Genomic DNA, 19,931 nt, shown 5'->3' on the forward strand with positions numbered 1-19,931 from the left:
AGGGCCGCCAGCGAGCGCCCACAAAAAAAGCCGGGCGACGCCCGGCTTTTTCACGCCCCGAAGGACGAAGCGACTTACATGCGCGAGATCTGACCGTTGTCGATGCGCACGCGGTCGCCGATGCGCAGGTCGCCCGGGCTCTGCACGTCGAAGGCGCGGAAGCCGCCACGGTCGGTCTGCACCGACACGCGATAGGTTTCATAGGCACGCGGGCCGTTCTGCTGAGCCTCGATAGTGTTGCCCAAGAGAGCACCACCCACGATACCCAGCGCGGTGGCTGCGGCACGGCCATTGCCACGCCCGAACTGGTTGCCCACCACCCCACCGATGACACCGCCGGCGACAGCGCCGCCGCCCGTGGTGCCGGTGCCAGCGGTTTCGCTGCGCAGCACCTCGATGTTGGCCACATGGCCGTACTCGACATAGGAAGCTTCGCGGTACTGAATGGCCTGCGGAGGCGCCTGGTACGGATAGCGCGAGGTCTGGTAGACCGGCGCCGGTGCCACGCATGCCGTAAGCGTGGCCACGGCCAGCACGGAAGCGGTGACGGAAACAAAGCGCATTGAGATCTTCATGTTGGGAGGCTCCTCGAATAGAACGATGCATGAAGAATGCATGCATCGGCTTGTGCCTGCCTGACTAACGCCGCAGCGCCCGCTGCGATGACGTCAGAACACACACTGATACCTTCGAGGCCGGCCGGCCTTTGCCGGTTCCGCTCTTTACCGCTCGGAAACCCAACTTCCCTCCCAGATCGGCTCAGTGCTTGCCCGTGGAGCCGTAGCCGCCCTCGCCCCGTTGCGAAGGTGCAAAGTCTGTGACCACCCGAAACTGCGCCTGCACCACCGGCACGATCACCAGTTGCGCGAGCCGTTCCATCGGCTGCAGCACGAAAGGCGTGTCGCTGCGGTTCCAGGCGCTGATCTTCAGCTCGCCCTGGTAGTCGCTGTCGATCAGGCCGACGAGGTTGCCCAGCACGATGCCGTGCTTGTGGCCCAGCCCGGAGCGCGGAAGTATCAGCGCCGCATAGGCCGGGTCGGCCAGGTGGATGGCAATGCCGGTGCCCACCAGCTGCCAGCCATTGGGCTCCAGCGTGATGGGGGCATCGAGGCAGGCCCGCAGATCGAGGCCGGCGCTTCCGGGAGTGGCATACGCGGGCAATTGATCCACCATGCGCGGATCGAGGATACGAACGTCGACTTTCACTTACTTGCTGCCTTGCTTCTGTTGCTGTTCTTTTTGCTTGCGGGCGGCTTCCTCGAGCACCTGCTGCCATTTGGCGACGCCGGGGGTGAGCTTCACGCCCTTCAATTTCTTGCCGAACCAGACGGCCAGGCCCGCCAGCAGGACCAGCACGCCGAACGGCACGCCGGCCGCCCACAGCACGAGGAACGCCAGTGCGCCGCCGACGCCCAGCACCTTGAGGGTCAGGGGGTCGAACGACCCGGGCTGTGACTTCGGCACTTCGCCGTTCGACGCTGCCTCGTTGCGTTGCTGCATGGCGGCAGTCACGGGGCCGCCCTGCTGCCCGGGTGCCGTCGTGATACCGACATCGAGCCCGGGCTCGCCGGGCTGCGCTGCCCTCTTCGGCAACGCGGCCTGCGCCGACAGCCGCTCGACATAGCGAGCGAAGTCGCCGTTCGGCGGCGTGTTCCATTGGGGATTCAGGTTCATCAGACCCTCCAGTCGGTAAGCCGGGCTGCAATTTCGGTCATCAGTTCGCGCGCCAGCGTGAGCTTGGGCGCGCGCGGAAGCTCGCGCACGCCATTGGCGTCCACCAGCAGCAGCGCGTTGTCGTCCTGCCCGAAGGTCAGTGGGCCGATGTTGCCGACCAGCAGCGGAATGCCCTTGCGCTCGCGCTTGGCCTTGGCGTGCTCGGCGAGGTTCTCGCTCTCGGCTGCGAAGCCAACGCAGAAGAGCTTCTTCGACTGGGCCCGTTCGCTCTTGGCGATCGTGAGGAGGATGTCGGCGTTCTCCACGAAATTCAGCACCGGTGTCTTGCCACTGCCGTCCTTCTTGATCTTCTGGTCGCTGTGCGTTGCGGGCCGCCAGTCCGCCACGGCGGCTGTAGCTACAAAAATGCTAGCAGACTGCGCAGCGCGAGTGGTCGCTTCGAGCATGTCTTGCGCCGACAGCACGTCGACGCGCGTCACGCCGCGCGGGGTCGGCAAGTGCACCGGGCCGGCCACCAGCGTGACCTCGGCGCCCGCCTCGCGGGCCGCACGGGCAATGGCAAAGCCCATCTTGCCGGACGAATGGTTGGTGATGCCGCGGATCGGGTCCAGCGCCTCGAAGGTCGGGCCGGCCGTGACCAGCACCTTCTGCCCTGCCAGCAGCTTGGGGCTGAAGAAGGCGGTGATGTCCTCGAGCAATTGCGCCGGCTCCAGCATGCGGCCGTCGCCGGTTTCGCCGCAGGCCTGCCAGCCGTTGCCCACGCCCAGCACGGTCGCGCCATCGGCCGACACCTGCATCAGGTTGCGCTGCGTGGCGGGATGGACCCACATCTCGCGGTTCATGGCCGGTGCGATCAGCAGCGGGACGCGGTCCATGGGGCGGGCCAGGCACATCAGGCTCAGAAGGTCGTCGGAACGGCCCTGCACCAGCCGCGCGATGAAGTCTGCGCTACAGGGCGCCAGCACGATCGCATCGGCCTCGCGGCTCAGGTTGATGTGCGGCATGTTGTTGGGCTCACGCGTGTCCCACTGCGAGGTGTAGACGGTGCGCCCGGAGAGCGCCTGCATGGTCACGGGGGTGATGAACTGCTCGGCCGCCTCGGTCATGACGACCTGGACGGTCGCGCCCGCCTTGACGAACAGGCGGCACAGCTCGGCCGACTTGTAGCAGGCGATGCCCCCTGTGAGGCCCAGGACGATGTGTTTGCCGGCGAGATCTTGCATGGGGCGTATTGTTGCTCACATGCCATCGAACAAGCGGCAACAAGCCCTTGGCGAAAGGTGTCGCGAAGGGCACACCTATAATCGCAATTTCCCACTGCCCGGATCTATGGTCCGGAACTGGCATGACCAAATTTGTCTTCGTCACCGGTGGTGTCGTTTCTTCCCTTGGCAAGGGAATCGCCTCCGCCTCGCTCGCCGCGATCCTCGAATCGCGCGGCCTCCAAGTCACCCTCATCAAGCTCGATCCGTACATCAATGTCGACCCCGGCACGATGTCGCCCTTCCAGCATGGTGAAGTGTTCGTCACCGATGACGGCGCCGAGACCGACCTCGACCTCGGCCACTACGAGCGCTTCATCAACACGCGGATGCGCAAGGCCAACAACTTCACGACTGGCCAGATCTACAAGACCGTGCTCGAAAAAGAGCGCCGCGGCGACTACCTCGGCAAGACGGTGCAGGTGATTCCGCACATCACCAACGAAATCCAGGAATACATCAAGCGCGGCGCCGGCATCGGCACGGCGCACGAGGTGGACGTGGCCATCGTCGAAATCGGCGGCACCGTGGGCGACATCGAGTCGCTGCCCTTCCTCGAAGCCGTGCGCCAGATGAGTCTGCGCATGGGCCCGAACAACTCGGCCTTCGTGCACCTGAGCTACGTGCCCTGGATCGCCGCCGCCGGCGAGCTCAAGACCAAGCCCACGCAGCACACCGCCAAGGAACTGCGCGCCATCGGCATCCAGGCCGACGCCCTGCTGTGCCGCGCCGACCGCCCGATTCCCGACGACGAGCGCGCCAAGATATCGCTGTTCTCGAACGTGCCCGAATGGGGCGTCATCTCGATGTGGGACGTGGACACCATCTACAAGGTGCCCCGCATGCTGCACGAGCAAGGCCTGGACGGCCTGATCTGCGACAAGCTGCGCATCAACACCCCGCCCGCCAAGCTGCAGCGCTGGGATGACCTGGTGTACGAAGTCGAGCATCCGCAAAAGGAAGTGTCGATTGCCATGGTCGGCAAGTACGTCGACCTGTCGGACAGCTACAAGTCGCTGAACGAAGCCCTGCGCCACGCCGGCATGAAGAACCATGCCCGCGTGAAGATCGACTACATCGACTCCGAGACCATCTCGGCACAAGACGTGTCGCGCCTGGCCAAGTACGACGCCATCCTGGTGCCCGGCGGCTTCGGCCAGCGCGGCGTCGAGGGCAAGATCTCGGCCGCCCGCTTTGCCCGCGAAGGCAAGGTGCCCTACCTCGGCATCTGCCTGGGCATGCAGGTTGCCACCATCGAATACGCCCGCCACGTGGCCGGCCTGAAGAACGCCAACAGCACCGAGTTCGACCCCGAGACGCCCACCCCCGTGATCGCGCTGATCACCGAGTGGAAGGACCGCGACGGCACGGTGAAGACGCGCGACGAGAAGTCCGACCTCGGCGGCACGATGCGCCTGGGCGCGCAAAGCTCCGACGTGGCTCCCGGCACGCTGGCGCACAGCATCTACGGCGACGTGGTCACGGAGCGCCACCGCCACCGCTACGAAGCCAACGTGAACTACCTCGACGAGCTGCGCAACGCCGGCCTCGTGATCTCCGCGCTCACGCAGCGCGAGCACCTGACCGAGATCGTCGAGCTGCCGCAGGACGTGCACCCGTGGTTCATCGGCGTGCAGTTCCACCCCGAGTTCAAGTCGACCCCGTGGGGCGGCCACCCGCTGTTCAACGCCTTCATCAAGGCTGCGCTCGAGCACAAGGACAAGGGCGCCGGCAGCACCAACAAGGCACTGAAGGCGGTCGCATGAGCGCCGCGCCGGGCCGCCCCAAGCAAGCTCGCGCCGCAGTGCGGAGCACGGAGGTATTCGAATGAGCAGCGGCTACGTCATCGCCCACGTCGAGGTGACCAACCCGACGCAGTACGAGGAATACAAGAAGTGGTCGACCGTCGCCATGCAGGCGCACGGCGCCGAAGTGTGCGTGCGGGGCGGCCAGATTCAACCGCTCGAAGGCGACTGGAAGCCCACGCGCATCGTCATCCTCAAGTTCGCCAGCTTCGAGAAGGCCAAGGCCTTCTACGAGACACCCGAGTACCTCAAGGCACGCGAAGCGCGTGCCGGCGCGGCAATCATGAACATGATCGCCGTCGAAGGCCTCTGATCCCAATTTGTTCATCCGCCAAAGAGACCAGAAAGAGAAAGACAAAAGATGAGTGCAATCGTTGACATCGTCGGCCGCGAAATTCTCGACAGCCGAGGCAACCCCACCGTCGAATGCGACGTGCTGCTCGAATCGGGCACCATGGGCCGCGCAGCCGTGCCTTCGGGCGCATCGACCGGTTCGCGCGAAGCCATCGAGCTGCGCGACGGCGACAAGAGCCGCTATCTCGGAAAGGGCGTGCTCAAGGCCGTGGAGAACATCAACACCGAGATCTCGGAAGCCGTGCTCGGTCTCGATGCCAGCGAACAGGCCTTCCTCGATCGCACGATGATCGACCTCGACGGCACCGACAACAAGGGCCGCCTGGGCGCCAACGCCACCCTCGCCGTCTCGATGGCCGTGGCCCGCGCAGCAGCCGAAGAGTCGGGCCTGCCGCTGTACCGCTACTTCGGCGGCATGGGCGGCATGCAGATGCCGGTGCCGATGATGAACGTCATCAACGGCGGCGCGCACGCCAACAACAGCCTCGACCTGCAGGAATTCATGATCATCCCCGTGGGCGCCAAGAGCTTCCGCGAGGCCGTGCGCTATGGCGCCGAAGTGTTCCATGCACTGAAGAAGATCCTGGGCGACCGCGGCATCAGCACGGCGGTCGGCGACGAAGGCGGCTTCGCCCCCAGCGTCGAGAGCCACGAAGCGGCCATCCAGCTGATCCTCGAAGCCATCGACAAGGCCGGCTACACTGCCGGCGAGCAGATCGCCCTGGGCCTCGATTGCGCGGCCAGCGAGTTCTACAAGGACGGCAAGTACGTGCTGTCGGGCGAAAACCTCTCGCTCACGGCCGAAAGCTGGACCGACATGCTCGCGACCTGGGTCGACAAGTACCCGATCATCAGCATCGAAGACGGCATGCACGAAGGCGACTGGGACGGCTGGAAGCACCTGACCGAACGCCTGGGCAAGCGCGTTCAGCTGGTGGGCGACGACCTGTTCGTCACCAACACCAAGATCCTGCAGGAAGGCATCGAGAAGGGCATCGCCAACTCGATCCTGATCAAGATCAACCAGATCGGCACGCTGACCGAGACCTTCGCCGCCATCGAGATGGCCAAGCGCGCGGGCTACACGGCCGTCATTTCGCACCGTTCGGGCGAAACCGAAGACAGCACCATCGCCGACATCGCCGTGGGCACCAACGCCGGCCAGATCAAGACCGGCTCGCTGTCGCGTTCGGACCGCATCGCCAAGTACAACCAGCTGCTGCGCATCGAAGAAGACCTCGGCGACATCGCCGTCTACCCCGGCCGCGGCGCGTTCTACAACCTGAAGTAACGCCCGGACGTCACGCGGCATGCGCGCCCGCCTCGTTCCACCGATCGTCCTGCTGCTCCTGTTGGCCATCCTGCAGTGGCAGCTGTGGAACGGGCGCGGCAGCGTGCGCGACGTGACGCAATTGCGCACCAAGCTGGCCGACCAGAAGGAAGCCAACGCCAAGGCTGCGCTGACCAACGAGCGCCTGACCTCCGAGGTCAACGACCTCAAGGACGGCCTAGAAATGGTCGAGGAGCGTGCACGCGCGGAACTCGGCATGGTGAAGCCGAACGAAGTGTTCGTACAGATCGCACATTAGGATGACCCCCAGTCTTCGCGCACTTCGTGTCGCTTCGCCACCCCCCTTCCAGGGGGCGACACCAGCGGCCCGGCAAGGCCGGTTCCGCGGTGTCCCACGCACAGACTGCGACGGTGCCCTCCGGGGGAGAACCTGATCCTCGAGCTTCTCTCGGCCCCTGCATTTCTGCTGTGGAGCTCTCCTGTCAGCTGGCTCGAGCTCGTGGCCTCGCTCCTGGCGCTCGCCATGGTCGGCTGCAACATGCGCGAGATTCACTGGGGATGGCCGCTGGCCATCGTCAGTTCACTGCTCTACGTGGCGGTATTCGCCAAGGCGCGCATCTACGGCGACGCCTCGCTCCAGGTCTTCTTCGCTTTCGTCGCCCTATGGGGCTGGTCGCAATGGCTGCGTGGCCATCGCGCCGACGGCAGCGCCTTGCATGTCACCCGGCTCTCGCCGCGCGGCATCGCGCTCACACTTGCTGCCTGCGCACTGGCGTGGCCGGCCGTCGCCCTCTTCCTGCGCCGCTTTACCGACACCGACGTGCCCTGGTGGGATGGCTTCGCCACCGGTCTGAGCCTGGTCGGGCAGTTCCTGCTCGGACGCAAGTTCATCGAGAACTGGCTGATCTGGCTGGCCGTGAATGTCGTGAGCGTGGGCCTGTTCATCCACAAGGGGCTGTGGCTCACCGTGGGCCTGTACGCGGTGTTCGCCGTGCTCAGCGTGGCCGGCTACATCGCGTGGCGGCAGCGCATGCCCGCGCAGGCGGTGCGTGCATGACGCCAGTGCTGCCGACCGGCTGCGTCATCGCACTCGTGGGCGCCGAGAGCACCGGCAAGACCGAGCTGGCCCGTGCCATCGCGCAGCGCCTGCAGGACCGCGGCACGCCGACCACGCTGGTGGGCGAATACCTGCGCGAATGGTGCGAGCGTGAAGGCCGCACGCCGCGCCCCGACGAGCAGCAGGCCATCGCCGACGAGCAGACCCGCCGTATCGACGCCGCGGCCGCCACCGGTGTGGTGGTGGCCGACACAACCGCACTCATGACGGCCGTCTACAGCGAGCAGCTGTTCGCCGACACCACGCTCTACGAAAGCGCCCTGGCCGCGCAACGGCGCTATGCCATCACGCTGCTCACCGCGCTCGACCTGCCCTGGGTGGCCGACGACATGCGCGACGGCCCGCACGCGCGCCAGCCGACCGACACGCTGGTGCGCGCCGCGCTCACGGGCGCGAAGCTCTCGTATGCCGTGGTGCACGGCACGGGCGGCGAACGGCTTGCCAATGCCTGGAACGCCATCAATTCCATCGCGGGCAGCGAAGGCCGTCCGCGTACGCGCGCCCAGTCCGACGCGAAGCCCGCCTCGTGGTCGTGGCCTTGCGAGAAATGCTCCGACCCGGAATGCGAACATAAGCTCTTCAGCGACCTGATCGCGCGCCGCGAGTAGCGGCGCGCCTCACTTCTTACCGGAGACCCGATGCCCCTTTCGACCGTCGCGCGCGTCACGCTTCTTCCCGGCGTTCTGGCCGCCCTGCTGCTGGCCACTGGCCAGGCCACCGCAGCCCCCGTTACCGCCACCGTCGAGAACGGCACCACCACCACCGCCTGCGCCGAGGAAGACAACGTCTCGCTGACCCTGCGCGGCGATGGCATCCGCCACATGCACATCGAGGCGCTGCAGCCTGACTATCTCGACAAGATCGGCAACGACGTCACCAAGCCCGACTTCTCGGGCTGCAATTTCGACGGCGGTGCGCACCCGACCGACCCGGCACACCACTTCCGCAAGCGCACCGTGGTGCTGATGGACAACGCCCAGTGGCGCATCGTCGGCATGACGCTGCCGACCTTCTGGCGGCCGCAGCGCGTGCCTGTGCAGGTGGGCAAGCGCAAGGACAGCGGCTTTCACCTGCTGCAGGTGTTCAAGAAGGAAAACGGCAAGGCGCTCGAAGCGATCGTGCTCTACCCGTCCGACGGCTACTGGCGCATCAAGCCGCTGCCCGAGGCCCGCTTCGGCGATGGCGTGTACGGATCGTCGTTCCTGCTCGGCCCGGTCGAGGCGGCCGCGCGGCCGGTGGTGAACATTGCGTCGATCCGCATCGTGCCGCGGCCGCTGGCCATTAACGTGCGCTTCACCGACGGCGGCAGCGCCGCGGTGCGCGTGGACGAAATCAGCCGCGCGCGCACCGCGCTCGACGTGACGCTGTCGAAGCCCACCGCGAGCGCACAGCCCTTCGCTGTGCTGCGCTCGATGTACGTCACGCCCGACAACGCCGACGTGAGCGAAGTACGCTGGCAGGCATCGCCTCAAGCGGCGCTGCAGGTGCTGCCGTTGCCCGAGGTGAAGACGCTGCAGGCCACGCAAGTGCGCTTCGGCCGCAGCCTGCCGTCGAAGCACAACACGAGCGCGCCCGACATAGCTTTCAGCGAATTCGACGACGGCGCGCGCTGAGCCTGCCCAGCCCGGGCACCCAGGACTACTGAACGACCGGACTACCCGGAATCTGGTCGCCCAGCGGCTTGAACAGCTGCGCCGCGTCGACCGCGTCGAAGCGGTACTGCTTGCCGCAGAAGTCGCAGCCCACCTCGATGTCGCCGCGCTCGGCGAGGATGCTCTCGGCCTCCTCCACGCCCAGCCCGCGAATCATCTGCGCCACGCGCTCGCGGCCGCAGGTGCACGCGAAGTGCGGGCCCAGCAGGCCGGCCTGCGGCTCGAAGCGCAGCAGCTTTTCTTCCCAGAACAGGCGGCGCAGGATGGTCTCGATGTCGAGCGTCAGCAGCTCGTCGCGCGTCAGGCTCGACGCGAGGATCGAGATGCGGTTGTAGTCCTCGTTGCGGCCGATCTGGTCTTCGTTGGCCTGGTCGTGGTCCTTGTCGGAGGTGCCTTCGAGGTTGCCCTCGCCCTTCACAGGCAGGCGCTGGATCAGCAGGCCAGCAGCCACCTTGTCGTCGGCCGCGAGCACCAGCGTGGTGTCGAGCTGCTCGCTTTGCAGCATGTAGTGCTGCAGCACGTCGCTGAGCTTGCCGAGCTTCTCGCCCTCGTCGCCGAAGAGCGGCACCACGCCCTGGTAGGGGGTGGCGCCCGGCAGCTTGTCCTTGGGGTCGAGCGTGATGGCGCAGCGGCCCTTGTTGTTCACGTTGACCATGTCGGGCAGGCGCGCATCGGCCGGCAGGTCGCCGATCACCTTGGCGGTGGCGCGCAGGCTCAGGTCGGGCTTGGCCTCGGCCACGGCGACCTTCACGGGACCGTCGCCGAAGATCTGCAGGATCAGCGCGCCGTTGAACTTGATGTTGGCCTGCATCAGCGTGGCGGCAGCCGTCATCTCGCCGAGCAGTTCGGCCACGGGCGGCGGATAGGCGCCGGTGGCGGTGTTGGAGGCGCGCCGAGCAAGGATCTCCTGCCACGCATCTGTCAGGCGCACGATCATGCCGCGCACCGGCAGGCCATCGAACAGGAATTTGTGCAGCTCGCTCAAAACGTCTTCTTTCTGTCTGTGCCTGGAACCGGGCGGTCAGGCGATCTTTTTCAGGCCCTTCGCGAAGCGACGGGCGTTCAACACATAGTGCTCGGCACCCTGTCGCAGCTTGGCGGCCGCCGCGTCGTCGAGGGTGCGCACCACCTTGGCCGGCGAGCCCATGATGAGCGAGTTGTCCGGAAACTCCTTGCCCTCGGTCACGACGCTGCCGGCGCCAACGATCGAATTGCGGCCGATCCTCGCGTTATTCAAGACCACTGCCTGGATGCCGATCAGCGTGTTGTCGCCGATGGTGCAGCCGTGCAGCATCACCTGGTGGCCGATGGTCACGTTGTCGCCGACGGTCAGCGGGCAGCCGATGTCGGCGTGCAGCACCGACAGGTCCTGGATGTTGCTGTTGCGCCCGACGGTCAGCAGCTCGGTGTCGCCGCGCAGCACGGCGCCGAACCACACGTTGGCGTTGTCCGCCAGCTTGACGTTGCCCATGACCTCAGCGCTGTCGGCCACCCATGCTCCTTCGCCCATCTGGGGGGCCACGCCGTCGAGTTCGTAGAGCGCCATTGCTTTCAGTCCATGGAAGGTCAAAAACTAGAATTGTAGGGATGCACCCCCGTTTGAGCGCGCTAGCCGCGCTACGCCTGACAGACCCCGACGAAAAGGTGGCTGCAACGCGCGCCATATCTTTGTCCGGCGCTACCGATTCCATAGCAACCGACCCGATCCGCACCGCCGGCGACGATGTTGGCGTGCCGGGCCGCCCCGAACGACCGCTGCGCGTGGCCGCCACTGCCGTGCAAAAGCGCTCGCCCTTCACCACCGAAGGCCGTGCCGCGCTGATCCATTCGATCTGCCACATCGAGTTCAACGCGATCAACCTCGCGCTCGACGCCGTGTGGCGCTACGACGGCATGCCCGAGGCCTACTACCGCGACTGGCTGCGCGTGGCCGACGAAGAAGCTCTGCACTTCACCCTGCTGCACACGCACCTGCAAGACATGGGCTGGCGCTACGGCGACTTCCCCGGCCACGACGGCCTGTGGAACATGTGCGAGAAAACGAAGGACGACGTGCTCGCCCGCATGGCACTGGTGCCGCGCACGCTGGAGGCACGCGGGCTTGACGCCACGCCGCTCATCCAGGGCAAGCTCAAGCGCGTGAACACGCCCGATGCGCTGCGCGCGGTGGAGATCCTCGACATCATCCTGCGCGACGAAGTGGGCCACGTGGCCATCGGCAACCACTGGTACCGCTGGCTGTGCGACGGCGCGGGCCTCGATGCGGAGGCGACCTACCCCGCTTTGGTGGCGCGCTACGACGCACCGCGCCACAAACCGCCTTTCAACCTCGAGGCGCGCAGCCGGGCGGGCTTCAGCCCCGAAGAGCTCCGTGCGCTGACCGACTCGCGCCCCGAATGAGCAACATGATTTCCGACCAGACCTGGTCGCGCCCCGACCTGCTGGCCTGCCTGCAAGACCACAAGGGCGCCGAGCCGCTGCATTTCGAGCGCTGCAATTTCGATGAAGCCGACCTGTCGCGACTCGACTTGCGCGGTGCGCAGTTCACGCTCTGCAACTTCGCCGAAACCTCGTTCGACCGCGCGCTGCTGTCGGAGACGCGCTGGGCCGGATGCAGGGCACGCCAGGCCGACTTCGGCCTTGCAGACCTGACGAACGCGCGCTTCCAGGACTGCGACCTGAACAACACGCAGTGGACGCGCGCCAAGCTGGCCTCGGCGTTCTTCAGCGGCGTGAAGCTCACGGGTGCGCACTTCGGCGAAGTCTCGGCGCTGGGCATCGGCTTCAAGGATTCGCTGCTTGTGGACGCGCACCTGCGGGGCATGTCATTCCGCAAGCAGAAGCTCGAACAACTCGACTTCTCCGAGGCCGACCTGTCGGGCTGCGATTTCCGCGAGGCCGTGTTCGAGGGCGGCAGCCTGCGCAACGCGCACCTGAAGCTCGCGCGCTTCGAAGGCGCGGACTTGCGCGAGGTCGACCTGGGCGGTCTGCGGCTCGCGAACGCGGCCCAGTTCAAGGGCGCCACCATCTCACATCGACAGGCCGCCTCCCTGGTCGAGGAACTGGGCCTGCGCGTGGTCTGAACTCAGGCCGATGCTGGCCTGCTGTGCACCACCAGCTTCGGCGTGAAGGATTGAAGCACTTCGCCGCGCTGGTTGAGCGTCTGGCAGTGCATCGTCACCATCGCGCGGCCGGGCTTGGAGCGCGAGGGCATGATCTCGACCACCTCGCTCACCACGTGCAGCACGTCGCCGGGGCGCGTCGGCCTGGGCCATTGGAGCTCGCCGCCCGAACCGATGATGCCGTCGGCCAGGGGGATGCCGCTGTCGACCAGCAGCTTCATCGTGAGGGCGGCCGTGTGCCAGCCGCTCGCGGCGAGGCCGCCAAAGAAGGTGGCTTTGGCGGCCTCTTCGTCGGTGTGGAAAGGCTGCGGGTCGAACTGCTGCGCGAAGGCCTTGATCTGCGCCACGTCCAGCACGTGCTCGCCGCTCTGGAAGCGGTCGCCTACCGCCAGGTCTTCCAGGTACAGCTTGCGCTTCGCGCCGGCTTCAGTGCTTGCCGTCACATCGGGTCTCCTTGTGGTTTCTGCCCGCATTCTCGGACGCTCAGACCCGCTCGAGAATCGTCGCAATGCCCTGCCCGCCCCCGATGCATTGCGTGGCCAGCGCATAGCAGCCCTTCTCGCGCGCCAACAGCGATGCAGCCTTGCCGGTGATACGCGCACCCGTCGCGCCCAGCGGATGGCCGATCGAAAGCCCACCGCCGTCGAGGTTGATCTTCGCCGGATCGAGCCCGAGGTCGCGGATGCAAGCCAGCGCTTGCGAGGAGAAGGCCTCGTTGATCTCGATCACATCAAGGTCGGCCGCGCTCAGGCCAGCGCGCGCCAGCGCCTTGCGGGTCGCGGGAATCGGGCCGATGCCCATGATGGCCGGGTCGACGCCCACGGTGGCGAACGACCTGATGCGCGCCAGCGCCTGCAGGCCATGCTTGGCAGCGAAGGCATCGCTGGTGACGAGCACCACGGCCGCGCCGTCGGTCAGCGGCGACGAGGTGCCGGCCGTCACGACGCCATCGGGGCGAAATGCGGGCTTGAGGTTCGCCAGTGCCTCGGCCGAAGTCGTGGGCCGGATGCAGCCGTCGGCATCGACGATGTCGCCCGATGCCAGGCGCACGGGCACGATCTCGCCTGCCAGGCGCCCCTGCGCGCGCGCCTCGGCCGCCTTGCGGTGCGACTCGACCGCAAAGGCCTCCTGGTCGGCGCGGCTCACGTTCCAGCGCTGCGCCACGTTCTCGGCCGTCTCGCCCATCGAGATGTAGGCGTCGGTGTTCTCCTTCAGCTCGGGGTTCGGCGAGAAGTTGAAGCCGCCCTGCGGCACCATCGTCATCGACTCCACGCCGACGCACAGGAAGGCGTCGCCCATGCCTGCCTCGATCTGCGCGGCGGCGATGTGCACGGCCTGCATCGACGAGCCGCAGAAGCGGTTCACCGTCATGCCGCCCACCTCGTGCGGCAGGCCGGCCAGCAACCCGACGATGCGCGCGAGGTTGTTGCCCTGCGAGGCTTCAGGGTACGCGCAGCCGAGGATGACGTCTTCGAGCAGCGCAGGGTCGAGGTCGGTGCGCTGCAGCAGGCCACGCACTACGCCCGCAGCGAGCGTGTCGGGCCGCACTTCAGCGAGTGCGCCTTTCTTCGAGAAATGAAAAGGGGAACGGGCGTAGGCAGAAATGACGGCTTTCATGGGTGTGCTCCAACAGGTTTGTCTACCATCCAATCGGTAGGCTACGAGGTCAAAAAATAGGCACGCCGAAACGTGCCTGCATCAGGCCTGGCGGTCAGCCGGGCAGTGAACTCCTGAGTTGCGCGACGGCTTCGTCGAAGTCGTCCACGCGCCCTGTCATGCGCGCCGACAGCAGCGCGCCCTGGCAGACCGAAAACACATAGGCGGCCAGCGAAGCGACTGAAGTGCCCTTCTTCCGCGCCGGCATCAGCGCGCCGAGCACACCGGTGAGCCAGGTCACCTGCGTATTGCGCAACTCCTGCACGGCCTGGCGCAGCTCGTCGTTGATGACGCCCCAGCCGGGCGCCAGCGCCCCGGCGGGACACATGCCCGAGCCAGCCCGCAGCGTGTTGCGGTACATGCGGAAATACGATTCGAGCGCGTCCTTCGGCTCGCGCGCCCGGGCGGCGTCCCAGTCCTTGAAGCCCTGCGTGGCCGCGCGAATCACCGCGACGCCCAGCGCCTCCTTGGTCGGGAAGTGGTGGTACAGGCTGGCCTTGCGCACGCCGACCGCGTCGGCCACGTCCTGGAAGCTGAAGCCCAGGTAGGAGCGCGTTTCGATGAACCCGCGCGCCACCGCGAGGATCTGCTCGCGGGTGCTGCCGGTGGCAAGGGCTGTGGCGCTGGTCATCTACCTACTATAAGGTAGGGAAAATCAAACCACAAGCCGAGGTGTCATTCAGGCGTCAGTCGGCCTTGATGCCCGCGGCCTTCACGATGCGGCCGTTGCTTTCGAACTCGCTGGCGATCTCTTTCGCGAACGCAGCCGCGGTGCCGCCGGTCGGCACGTTGTCGGTGGCCGTGAGCTTGGCGCGCAGCTCGGGGCTGGCCAGCGCCTTGTTGATCTCGGCGTTGTACTTCGCAACCAGAGCGCTCGGCGTGGCTGCGGGCGCGAACACGCCGAACAGTGAATTGATGTTGGCCGCCTTGTAGCCAAGCTCGCCCAGCGTGGGCACCTGGGGCAGGCTCTCGAGACGCGCGGGCGCGCCCACCGCCAGCGGACGCAGCTTGCCCGACTGGATGTGCGACGACAGCGTCGGGCTCGCGTTGGTCGACAGGATCTCGAACTGCCCGCCGATCGCATCGTTGAGCTGCTGGCCGCCGCCCTTGTAGGGCACGTGCGTGATGTCGACGCCCGCCGCCGCACGCAGCTGCTCCAGCACGATGTGCCCGAGCGAAGCCGGCCCCGACGTGGCCCAGCGCACCGCACCCGGATGCGCCTTGGCGTCGTCGATCAGCGCGCGGAAATCCTTCGCCTTGCTGGCCGGCGTAGCGATCAGAAGCACCGGCGAATACATCACGCTGGCCACCGGTGCCACGTCTTTCAGCGGGTCGAAGGGCAGCTTGCCCAGGTGCGGGCTCAGCACCAGCGGGCTGATGGCCGAGAAGCCCAGCGTTGCGCCGTCGGGCGCGGCCTTGGCGACGGCGTCCATGCCGATGGCACCGCTCGCGCCGGCGCGGTTGTCCACGATCACCGTGATGCCCATCTGCGCAGCGAGCCGGTCACCCAGTGCGCGCGCGACCACGTCGCTGACGCCGCCCGCCGGGTAGGCAACGATGAGCCGAACCGTCTTGGGCACGGCCTGCGCGTGCGCGCCGGAAGCGGCGCACAGCGCGGCGGCGGCAAGAAGGCGGGTCGCCATGCGGTGCGAGGGCTTCGAGGAAGCAAGGAAATTCATGGTGTCTGTCGTTCGTCTGCGAGGGTTGCGTCGCTTCTCATTGTCCGCCTTCATCCACGCGGATGGTGCTGCGCATGCAGCTGCTTCAGGCGCTCGCGCGCCACGTGCGTGTAGATCGTCGTCGTCGAGATGTCGGCATGCCCCAGCAGCAGCTGCACCGCGCGCAGGTCGACCCCGTGGTTCAGCAGGTGCGTGGCGAAGGCATGGCGCAGCGTGTGCGGCGACAGCGGCACGTGGATGCCGGCCGCGGTGGCGTGCTTCTTCACGATGATCCAGAACATCACGCGCGTCATGCCCGCACCGCGCGCGGTCACGAACAGGTCGGGCGTCTGCTGCCCATCGAGGATGGCGGGGCGCGACTCCTCCAGGTAGCGCTCGATCCAGCGCCGCGCTTCGCCGCCGAAGGGCACGAGCCGCTCCTTGTTGCCCTTGCCCAGCACGCGCAGCACACCGTCGTTCAGGCTCATGTCGATGGCCTTGAGCGCCACCAGCTCGCTCACGCGCAGGCCGCTCGCATACATCAGCTCCAGCATCGCGCGATCACGCAGGCCGAGCGGCGACTCGACGTCGGGCGCGGCCAGCAGGTCGTCGACCTGCTTTTCCGACAGCGTCTTGATGGCGCGCGGCATCTGCCGCGCGGGCGCGAGCCGGATGCTCGGGTCGGCCACGACACGGCGTTCGCGCAGCGCCCAGCGGTAGTAGCGCTTGAACACGGTGAGGCGGCGGTTGGCCGAAGTGGCCTTGCCCTTGGTGGACAGGCGCGCGCCCATGTAGGCCTGCAGGTCGGACTCCTTCGCGGCATCGAGCCCGGCGCCGCTGCGCTGCGCGTGCAGCCACTGCGCGAACAGCGCGAGGTCACGGCGGTAGGCGGCCAGCGTGTTCTTCGACAGCCCGTCTTCGAGCCAGAGGGCGTCGATGAAGTCGTCGATGTCGGGTGTCTGCGTGGCTGCCTCGGTCATGCCTTGCAAGATAACAAAAGAAAAAGCCGCCCGGCATGCGGGCGGCTTTCTTTCGTGCGAAGAAGAGTTATCAGTCGAGCTTCAGGTTCTGCTTCTTCACGACCTGCTTGTAGACCTCGTACTCGGCCTTGATCTGCGCAGCGAACTGCTCGGGCGAGTTGGCCACGATCAGCGAGCCCGTGTCCTCGATGCGCTTGCGCACCGCCGGTTCTTCCACGGCCTTCTTCACGCCAGCGCTGATCTTTTCGACCACTTCCTTCGGCAGGCCCTTGGGGCCGAGGATGCCGTAGTAGGCCATGCGGTTCACCGGCTCCAGGCCCACTTCCTTGAAGGTCGGCACATTGGGCAGCGCGGCCAGGCGCTGCGGCGCCGACACCACGATGGGGATCAGCCGGCCGCTGGTGATGAAGGGCATGGCCGAGGGAATGTTGTCGAACATGATCGGCACCTGGCCGGCCACCACGTCGTTCAGCGCCGGGCCCGCGCCGCGGTAGGGGATGTGCGTGACGAAGGTGTTGGTCAGGCTCTTGTAGAGCTCCATCAGCAGGTGGCCGATGCCGCCCGTGCCCGACGAGGCGTACGAATACTTGCCGGGGTTCTTCTTCAGCTCGGCTACGAACTCGGCATAGTTCTTGGCCGGGAAGCTCGGGTTGACCGCAATGATGTTCGGCGTGGCCGCGATGTTGATGATCGGCGTGAAGTCGTTGATCGGGTCGTACGGCGTCTTCGGGTTGATGGCCGGGTTGGCCGCCGTGCTCGACACGGTGGCAATGCCGAGCTTGTAGCCGTCGGGCGCGGCGCGTGCCGTTTCGGCCGCGCCCACGATGCCGCCGCCACCGGCGCGGTTGATCACCACCACGGGCTGGCCCAGCACCTTGCCCAGCGGATCGGAGATCACGCGCGCCACGATGTCCGTCGTGCCGCCCGGTGCAAAGGGCACGCTCAACTCGACGGGCTTGTTGGGGTAGCCCTGCGCAAAGCTCTGACCCGCGATGGCGACCAGTGCGGCGCCTCCCACCAGCGCGCTCCATTGACGACGTTGCATCGAAAACTCCTTGGTATTTGAATGAATGATGTCGAAAAACGAAGCCCGGATGCTAGCGGTTCAGGAGCGCTCTCCATGCTGTGGATTACCCATGGTCAAGCGGGTTTATCCTCGAAGCGGTGAATTACGCTCAGCTGCTTTTCCCCGACTTCTCCCTCATCGCCATCGGCTGGCTCCTGTGCCGCTACACCGCGCTCGACCGCCGCGTGTGGGATCAGGTCGAGAGCCTCGTTTACTACTTTCTTTTTCCCGTACTGCTGTTCCATTCGATCGTGCGCAGCCCGCTCGACTTCGGTGCGACATCGAGCCTGCTCACGGCGGGCGTCGGCGTCGGTGCCTGCGGCATCGCGATGGCCTATGCCCTGCCCTTTATTCCGGGCCTGCGCACCCACATCGACCGGCGCGACCACGCGGCCAGTGCGCAGGTCGCGTTCCGCTTCAACTCTTTCATCTGCCTGGCGTTGGCGGAGCGGCTGGCCGGGGCCGAGGGCCTGTTGCTGATCGCGGTGCTGATCGGTGTGTGCGTGCCCATCTTCAACATCGCGGCCGTGTGGCCGATGACGCGACATGCGCAGACCGGGTTCGTGCGGCAGCTGGTGCGCAACCCGCTGATCGTCGCGACGGTGGCAGGGCTGCTGGCGAATGTGCTGGGCTTGGCTGTGCCTGCCTGGGCGACGCCTACGTTGACGCGTATCGGGGCTGCGTCGCTGGCGTTGGGGTTGCTGGCTGCGGGGGCGGGGATGAAGTTCTCCACGCTGGGGGCGGGGAAGGTGCTGGCTGTTTCGGTGCTGGCGATACGGCATCTGTTCTTGCCGCTGGTCGCATGGGGGTTGGCGCTTTGGTTGCGGCTGGATGCGACGCATGCGGCCGTGTTGATGGCTTTTTCTGCTGTGCCTACGGCTTCCAGTGCTTATGTGCTGGCTGCTCGGATGGGGTACAACGGGCCTTATGTGGCGGGGTTGGTGACGTTGTCTACCTTGCTGGGGGTTTTCAGTTTGCCGTTTGCCTTGGCGCTGCCTCGGTGAAGCCTTGCTGGTTTAGTGCGTTCCGGGGCCGGGTCTCGGCCCGGCGGCCGACTCACTTTCTTTTGCTTCGCCAAAAGAAAGTAAGCAAAGAAAAGGCGACCCTGCTGTCTGCGTCCCTTCGCTTCGCTACGGGCAACCTGCGGTGCTCGACGCAGCCAGAAGGGATTGGGGAGCCCAACAGGCCATCGCTGCGCTCGGCCTCTGAACAGCCGATACCAAGCCGAGCGAAGCAAAGGCCCGTTCCGTCTCCCCTCCCCTCTGGCTGCGCCGAGGAGCGCAGCGTTTCGCGGATAAGGGCTCGCCCTTGTCTGAGCGAAGCGAGTTTGGGCGAGACCCCGCGAAACGCGAGCACCACAGGTTGCCCCTTCGCAAAGCGAAGGGGTCGCAGACAGTGGGGTCGCCTTTCTTTTGCCTACTTTTCTTTGGCGAAGCAAAGAAAAGTAGGTCGCCCGCCGGGGCGAGTCCCGGCACCGGGAAACAACCCCTCATCACCACTCAAAAAGAACTTCAGCGCCGCAACAAAGCAGGCACTGCAGAAGCCAACAAAGCCACCCCAGAAGCAGTCAACAACCCCAACACCAGCTTCCGAAACGCCACCTCACTGATCCCGATATAAAGCCGAGCCCCCAGCAACACAGGCACAGCAACAGCCAGGGCAACAAGCCCCAGCAGAGGCACCACAGCTCGCCCGATGCTCCCGCTGAAAACATGAATGGCAAACGCCACCATCAACATCGAAAGATTGAAGTTCTGGATCACAGCCCGCTGCGTATCACGCTGAAAACCGCGCAAGGTGCACCAGAGCGTAGGAAGAGTTCCCGAGAACCCGCCGATGCCCGCCATCGCGCCACCCATGGCACCCACAACGCCATCAGCCCAACGCCCACCGAACGAAACCTTCGGCAGATGCTGCGACATCAGCATCGCCGGACACCACAGCACCAGCAGCACGCCAAGACACAGCTTGAAGACGACAAGATCGAGGTGCGGCAGCAGCCTGACACCGAACGGCACCCCGACCAGCCCACCGAGCACAAAGGGCCAGAGAACGCTCTTGTCGAAAGACCGCCGCACCGTGACCGCCGCGATCACCTGCCCCGTCAACGCGCCAAAGAGAGCAAGCACCGCCGCGAGCTGCGGCTCCAGCGTCCACGCCCATACTGACATGGCCACCAGCCCGAACGCAAAGCCCGACAGGCCCTGCACGAAACCCGCCAGTACAGCACCGGCGATCACATAGACATACAAGGCTTGCATGCGGCCGATGATATCGACCGCCCTTCGATCAAA

23 protein-coding genes are annotated in these 19,931 nt (G+C 66.1%); 10 read left to right on the forward strand and 13 right to left on the reverse strand.

From position 1 onward, the window contains the following. Positions 1 to 74: 74 nt before the first annotated feature. The 4 genes from ACZYSP_RS06685 to coaBC all read right to left on the reverse strand — a co-directional run bounded on the left by ACZYSP_RS06685 (position 75) and on the right by coaBC (position 2,897). On the reverse strand, positions 75 to 575 hold the full coding sequence (locus tag ACZYSP_RS06685; protein ID WP_093080054.1) for a glycine zipper 2TM domain-containing protein: 501 nt from the start codon (positions 573 to 575) through the stop codon (positions 75 to 77). A gap of 184 nt (positions 576 to 759) precedes the next feature. Beyond that, entirely contained in the window at positions 760 to 1,206 is a 447-nt protein-coding gene (gene dut, locus ACZYSP_RS06690; RefSeq protein WP_007835673.1) for a dUTP diphosphatase, read from the reverse strand. Beyond that, entirely contained in the window at positions 1,207 to 1,674 is a 468-nt protein-coding gene (locus ACZYSP_RS06695) for a hypothetical protein (RefSeq protein WP_256328867.1), read from the reverse strand. It abuts the gene before it with no gap. After that, complete coding sequence (coaBC, locus tag ACZYSP_RS06700; protein WP_489013255.1) at positions 1,674 to 2,897, reverse strand: bifunctional phosphopantothenoylcysteine decarboxylase/phosphopantothenate--cysteine ligase CoaBC; 1,224 nt, start codon at positions 2,895 to 2,897, stop codon at positions 1,674 to 1,676. Before coaBC ends, ACZYSP_RS06695 begins: the two co-directional genes overlap by 1 nt. Positions 2,898 to 3,019: 122 nt before the next feature. Here coaBC and pyrG point away from each other — a divergent pair, with 122 nt between their 5' ends. The 7 genes from pyrG (at position 3,020) to ACZYSP_RS06735 (ending at position 9,116) form a co-directional block, all read left to right on the forward strand. Next, positions 3,020 to 4,702 carry a CTP synthase gene (pyrG, locus tag ACZYSP_RS06705; protein WP_093080049.1) on the forward strand — a complete coding sequence of 561 codons (1,683 nt, stop codon included), beginning with the start codon at positions 3,020 to 3,022 and terminating at the stop codon, positions 4,700 to 4,702. Between the two features lie 61 nt (positions 4,703 to 4,763). Continuing rightward, positions 4,764 to 5,054 carry a DUF1330 domain-containing protein gene (locus ACZYSP_RS06710; protein ID WP_093050941.1) on the forward strand — a complete coding sequence of 97 codons (291 nt, stop codon included), beginning with the start codon at positions 4,764 to 4,766 and terminating at the stop codon, positions 5,052 to 5,054. A 48-nt stretch (positions 5,055 to 5,102) separates the two neighbouring features. Then, a complete protein-coding gene (gene eno, locus ACZYSP_RS06715) occupies positions 5,103 to 6,386 on the forward strand; it encodes a phosphopyruvate hydratase (RefSeq protein WP_093050943.1) in 1,284 nt (427 codons plus the stop codon). Positions 6,387 to 6,405: 19 nt separating this feature from the next. Next, the gene (gene ftsB / locus ACZYSP_RS06720; protein ID WP_093050946.1) at positions 6,406 to 6,684 is read left to right on the forward strand and encodes a cell division protein FtsB; all 279 of its coding nucleotides are present in this window, start codon (positions 6,406 to 6,408) and stop codon (positions 6,682 to 6,684) included. Positions 6,685 to 6,849: 165 nt separating this feature from the next. Continuing rightward, complete coding sequence (gene pnuC, locus ACZYSP_RS06725) at positions 6,850 to 7,443, forward strand: nicotinamide riboside transporter PnuC (RefSeq protein ID WP_489013683.1); 594 nt, start codon at positions 6,850 to 6,852, stop codon at positions 7,441 to 7,443. After that, a complete protein-coding gene (locus tag ACZYSP_RS06730) occupies positions 7,440 to 8,111 on the forward strand; it encodes an AAA family ATPase (RefSeq protein WP_489013259.1) in 672 nt (223 codons plus the stop codon). The genes pnuC and ACZYSP_RS06730 overlap by 4 nt, the downstream gene beginning before the upstream one ends. A gap of 30 nt (positions 8,112 to 8,141) precedes the next feature. Then, positions 8,142 to 9,116, forward strand: coding sequence for a hypothetical protein (locus ACZYSP_RS06735; RefSeq protein ID WP_489013261.1), 975 nt, complete (start codon positions 8,142 to 8,144; stop codon positions 9,114 to 9,116). Between the two features lie 25 nt (positions 9,117 to 9,141). Here ACZYSP_RS06735 and hslO read toward each other — a convergent pair whose 3' ends face one another. Then, on the reverse strand, positions 9,142 to 10,140 hold the full coding sequence (gene hslO, locus ACZYSP_RS06740) for an Hsp33 family molecular chaperone HslO (RefSeq protein ID WP_093050955.1): 999 nt from the start codon (positions 10,138 to 10,140) through the stop codon (positions 9,142 to 9,144). Between the two features lie 36 nt (positions 10,141 to 10,176). Further along, positions 10,177 to 10,701 (reverse strand): gamma carbonic anhydrase family protein, encoded by a 525-nt coding sequence (locus ACZYSP_RS06745; RefSeq protein WP_093050958.1) that lies wholly within the window; start codon positions 10,699 to 10,701, stop codon positions 10,177 to 10,179. Positions 10,702 to 10,742: 41 nt separating this feature from the next. Between ACZYSP_RS06745 and ACZYSP_RS06750 the strand changes: the two genes are divergently transcribed. Then, complete coding sequence (locus ACZYSP_RS06750; protein WP_093050961.1) at positions 10,743 to 11,555, forward strand: ferritin-like domain-containing protein; 813 nt, start codon at positions 10,743 to 10,745, stop codon at positions 11,553 to 11,555. Next, on the forward strand, positions 11,552 to 12,238 hold the full coding sequence (locus ACZYSP_RS06755; RefSeq protein ID WP_093080035.1) for a pentapeptide repeat-containing protein: 687 nt from the start codon (positions 11,552 to 11,554) through the stop codon (positions 12,236 to 12,238). The genes ACZYSP_RS06750 and ACZYSP_RS06755 overlap by 4 nt, the downstream gene beginning before the upstream one ends. 2 nt (positions 12,239 to 12,240) lie before the next feature. Here the strand turns inward: ACZYSP_RS06755 and ACZYSP_RS06760 are convergent, their stop codons facing one another. The 6 genes from ACZYSP_RS06760 to ACZYSP_RS06785 form a co-directional block, all read right to left on the reverse strand. Then, entirely contained in the window at positions 12,241 to 12,750 is a 510-nt protein-coding gene (locus tag ACZYSP_RS06760) for a MaoC family dehydratase (RefSeq protein WP_489013265.1), read from the reverse strand. Positions 12,751 to 12,760: 10 nt separating this feature from the next. Next, positions 12,761 to 13,894, reverse strand: coding sequence for a thiolase family protein (locus ACZYSP_RS06765; protein WP_489013267.1), 1,134 nt, complete (start codon positions 13,892 to 13,894; stop codon positions 12,761 to 12,763). A 94-nt stretch (positions 13,895 to 13,988) separates the two neighbouring features. Next, positions 13,989 to 14,564 carry a TetR/AcrR family transcriptional regulator gene (locus ACZYSP_RS06770; RefSeq protein WP_093050973.1) on the reverse strand — a complete coding sequence of 192 codons (576 nt, stop codon included), beginning with the start codon at positions 14,562 to 14,564 and terminating at the stop codon, positions 13,989 to 13,991. A gap of 55 nt (positions 14,565 to 14,619) precedes the next feature. After that, positions 14,620 to 15,612 (reverse strand): Bug family tripartite tricarboxylate transporter substrate binding protein, encoded by a 993-nt coding sequence (locus tag ACZYSP_RS06775; protein WP_097198768.1) that lies wholly within the window; start codon positions 15,610 to 15,612, stop codon positions 14,620 to 14,622. A gap of 50 nt (positions 15,613 to 15,662) precedes the next feature. Beyond that, positions 15,663 to 16,571 carry a site-specific tyrosine recombinase XerD gene (gene xerD / locus ACZYSP_RS06780; RefSeq protein WP_093050979.1) on the reverse strand — a complete coding sequence of 303 codons (909 nt, stop codon included), beginning with the start codon at positions 16,569 to 16,571 and terminating at the stop codon, positions 15,663 to 15,665. 70 nt (positions 16,572 to 16,641) lie between these two features. Next, positions 16,642 to 17,616, reverse strand: coding sequence for a tripartite tricarboxylate transporter substrate binding protein BugE (locus ACZYSP_RS06785; RefSeq protein WP_489013270.1), 975 nt, complete (start codon positions 17,614 to 17,616; stop codon positions 16,642 to 16,644). Positions 17,617 to 17,723: 107 nt separating this feature from the next. Here ACZYSP_RS06785 and ACZYSP_RS06790 point away from each other — a divergent pair, with 107 nt between their 5' ends. Beyond that, entirely contained in the window at positions 17,724 to 18,641 is a 918-nt protein-coding gene (locus ACZYSP_RS06790; protein WP_489013685.1) for an AEC family transporter, read from the forward strand. A gap of 507 nt (positions 18,642 to 19,148) precedes the next feature. On the opposite strand, the gene ACZYSP_RS06795 is transcribed toward ACZYSP_RS06790, so the two are convergent. Beyond that, the gene (locus ACZYSP_RS06795; protein ID WP_489013272.1) at positions 19,149 to 19,898 is read right to left on the reverse strand and encodes a sulfite exporter TauE/SafE family protein; all 750 of its coding nucleotides are present in this window, start codon (positions 19,896 to 19,898) and stop codon (positions 19,149 to 19,151) included. Positions 19,899 to 19,931: the final 33 nt, after the last annotated feature.

Source organism: Variovorax sp. F042 (assembly GCF_057814215.1).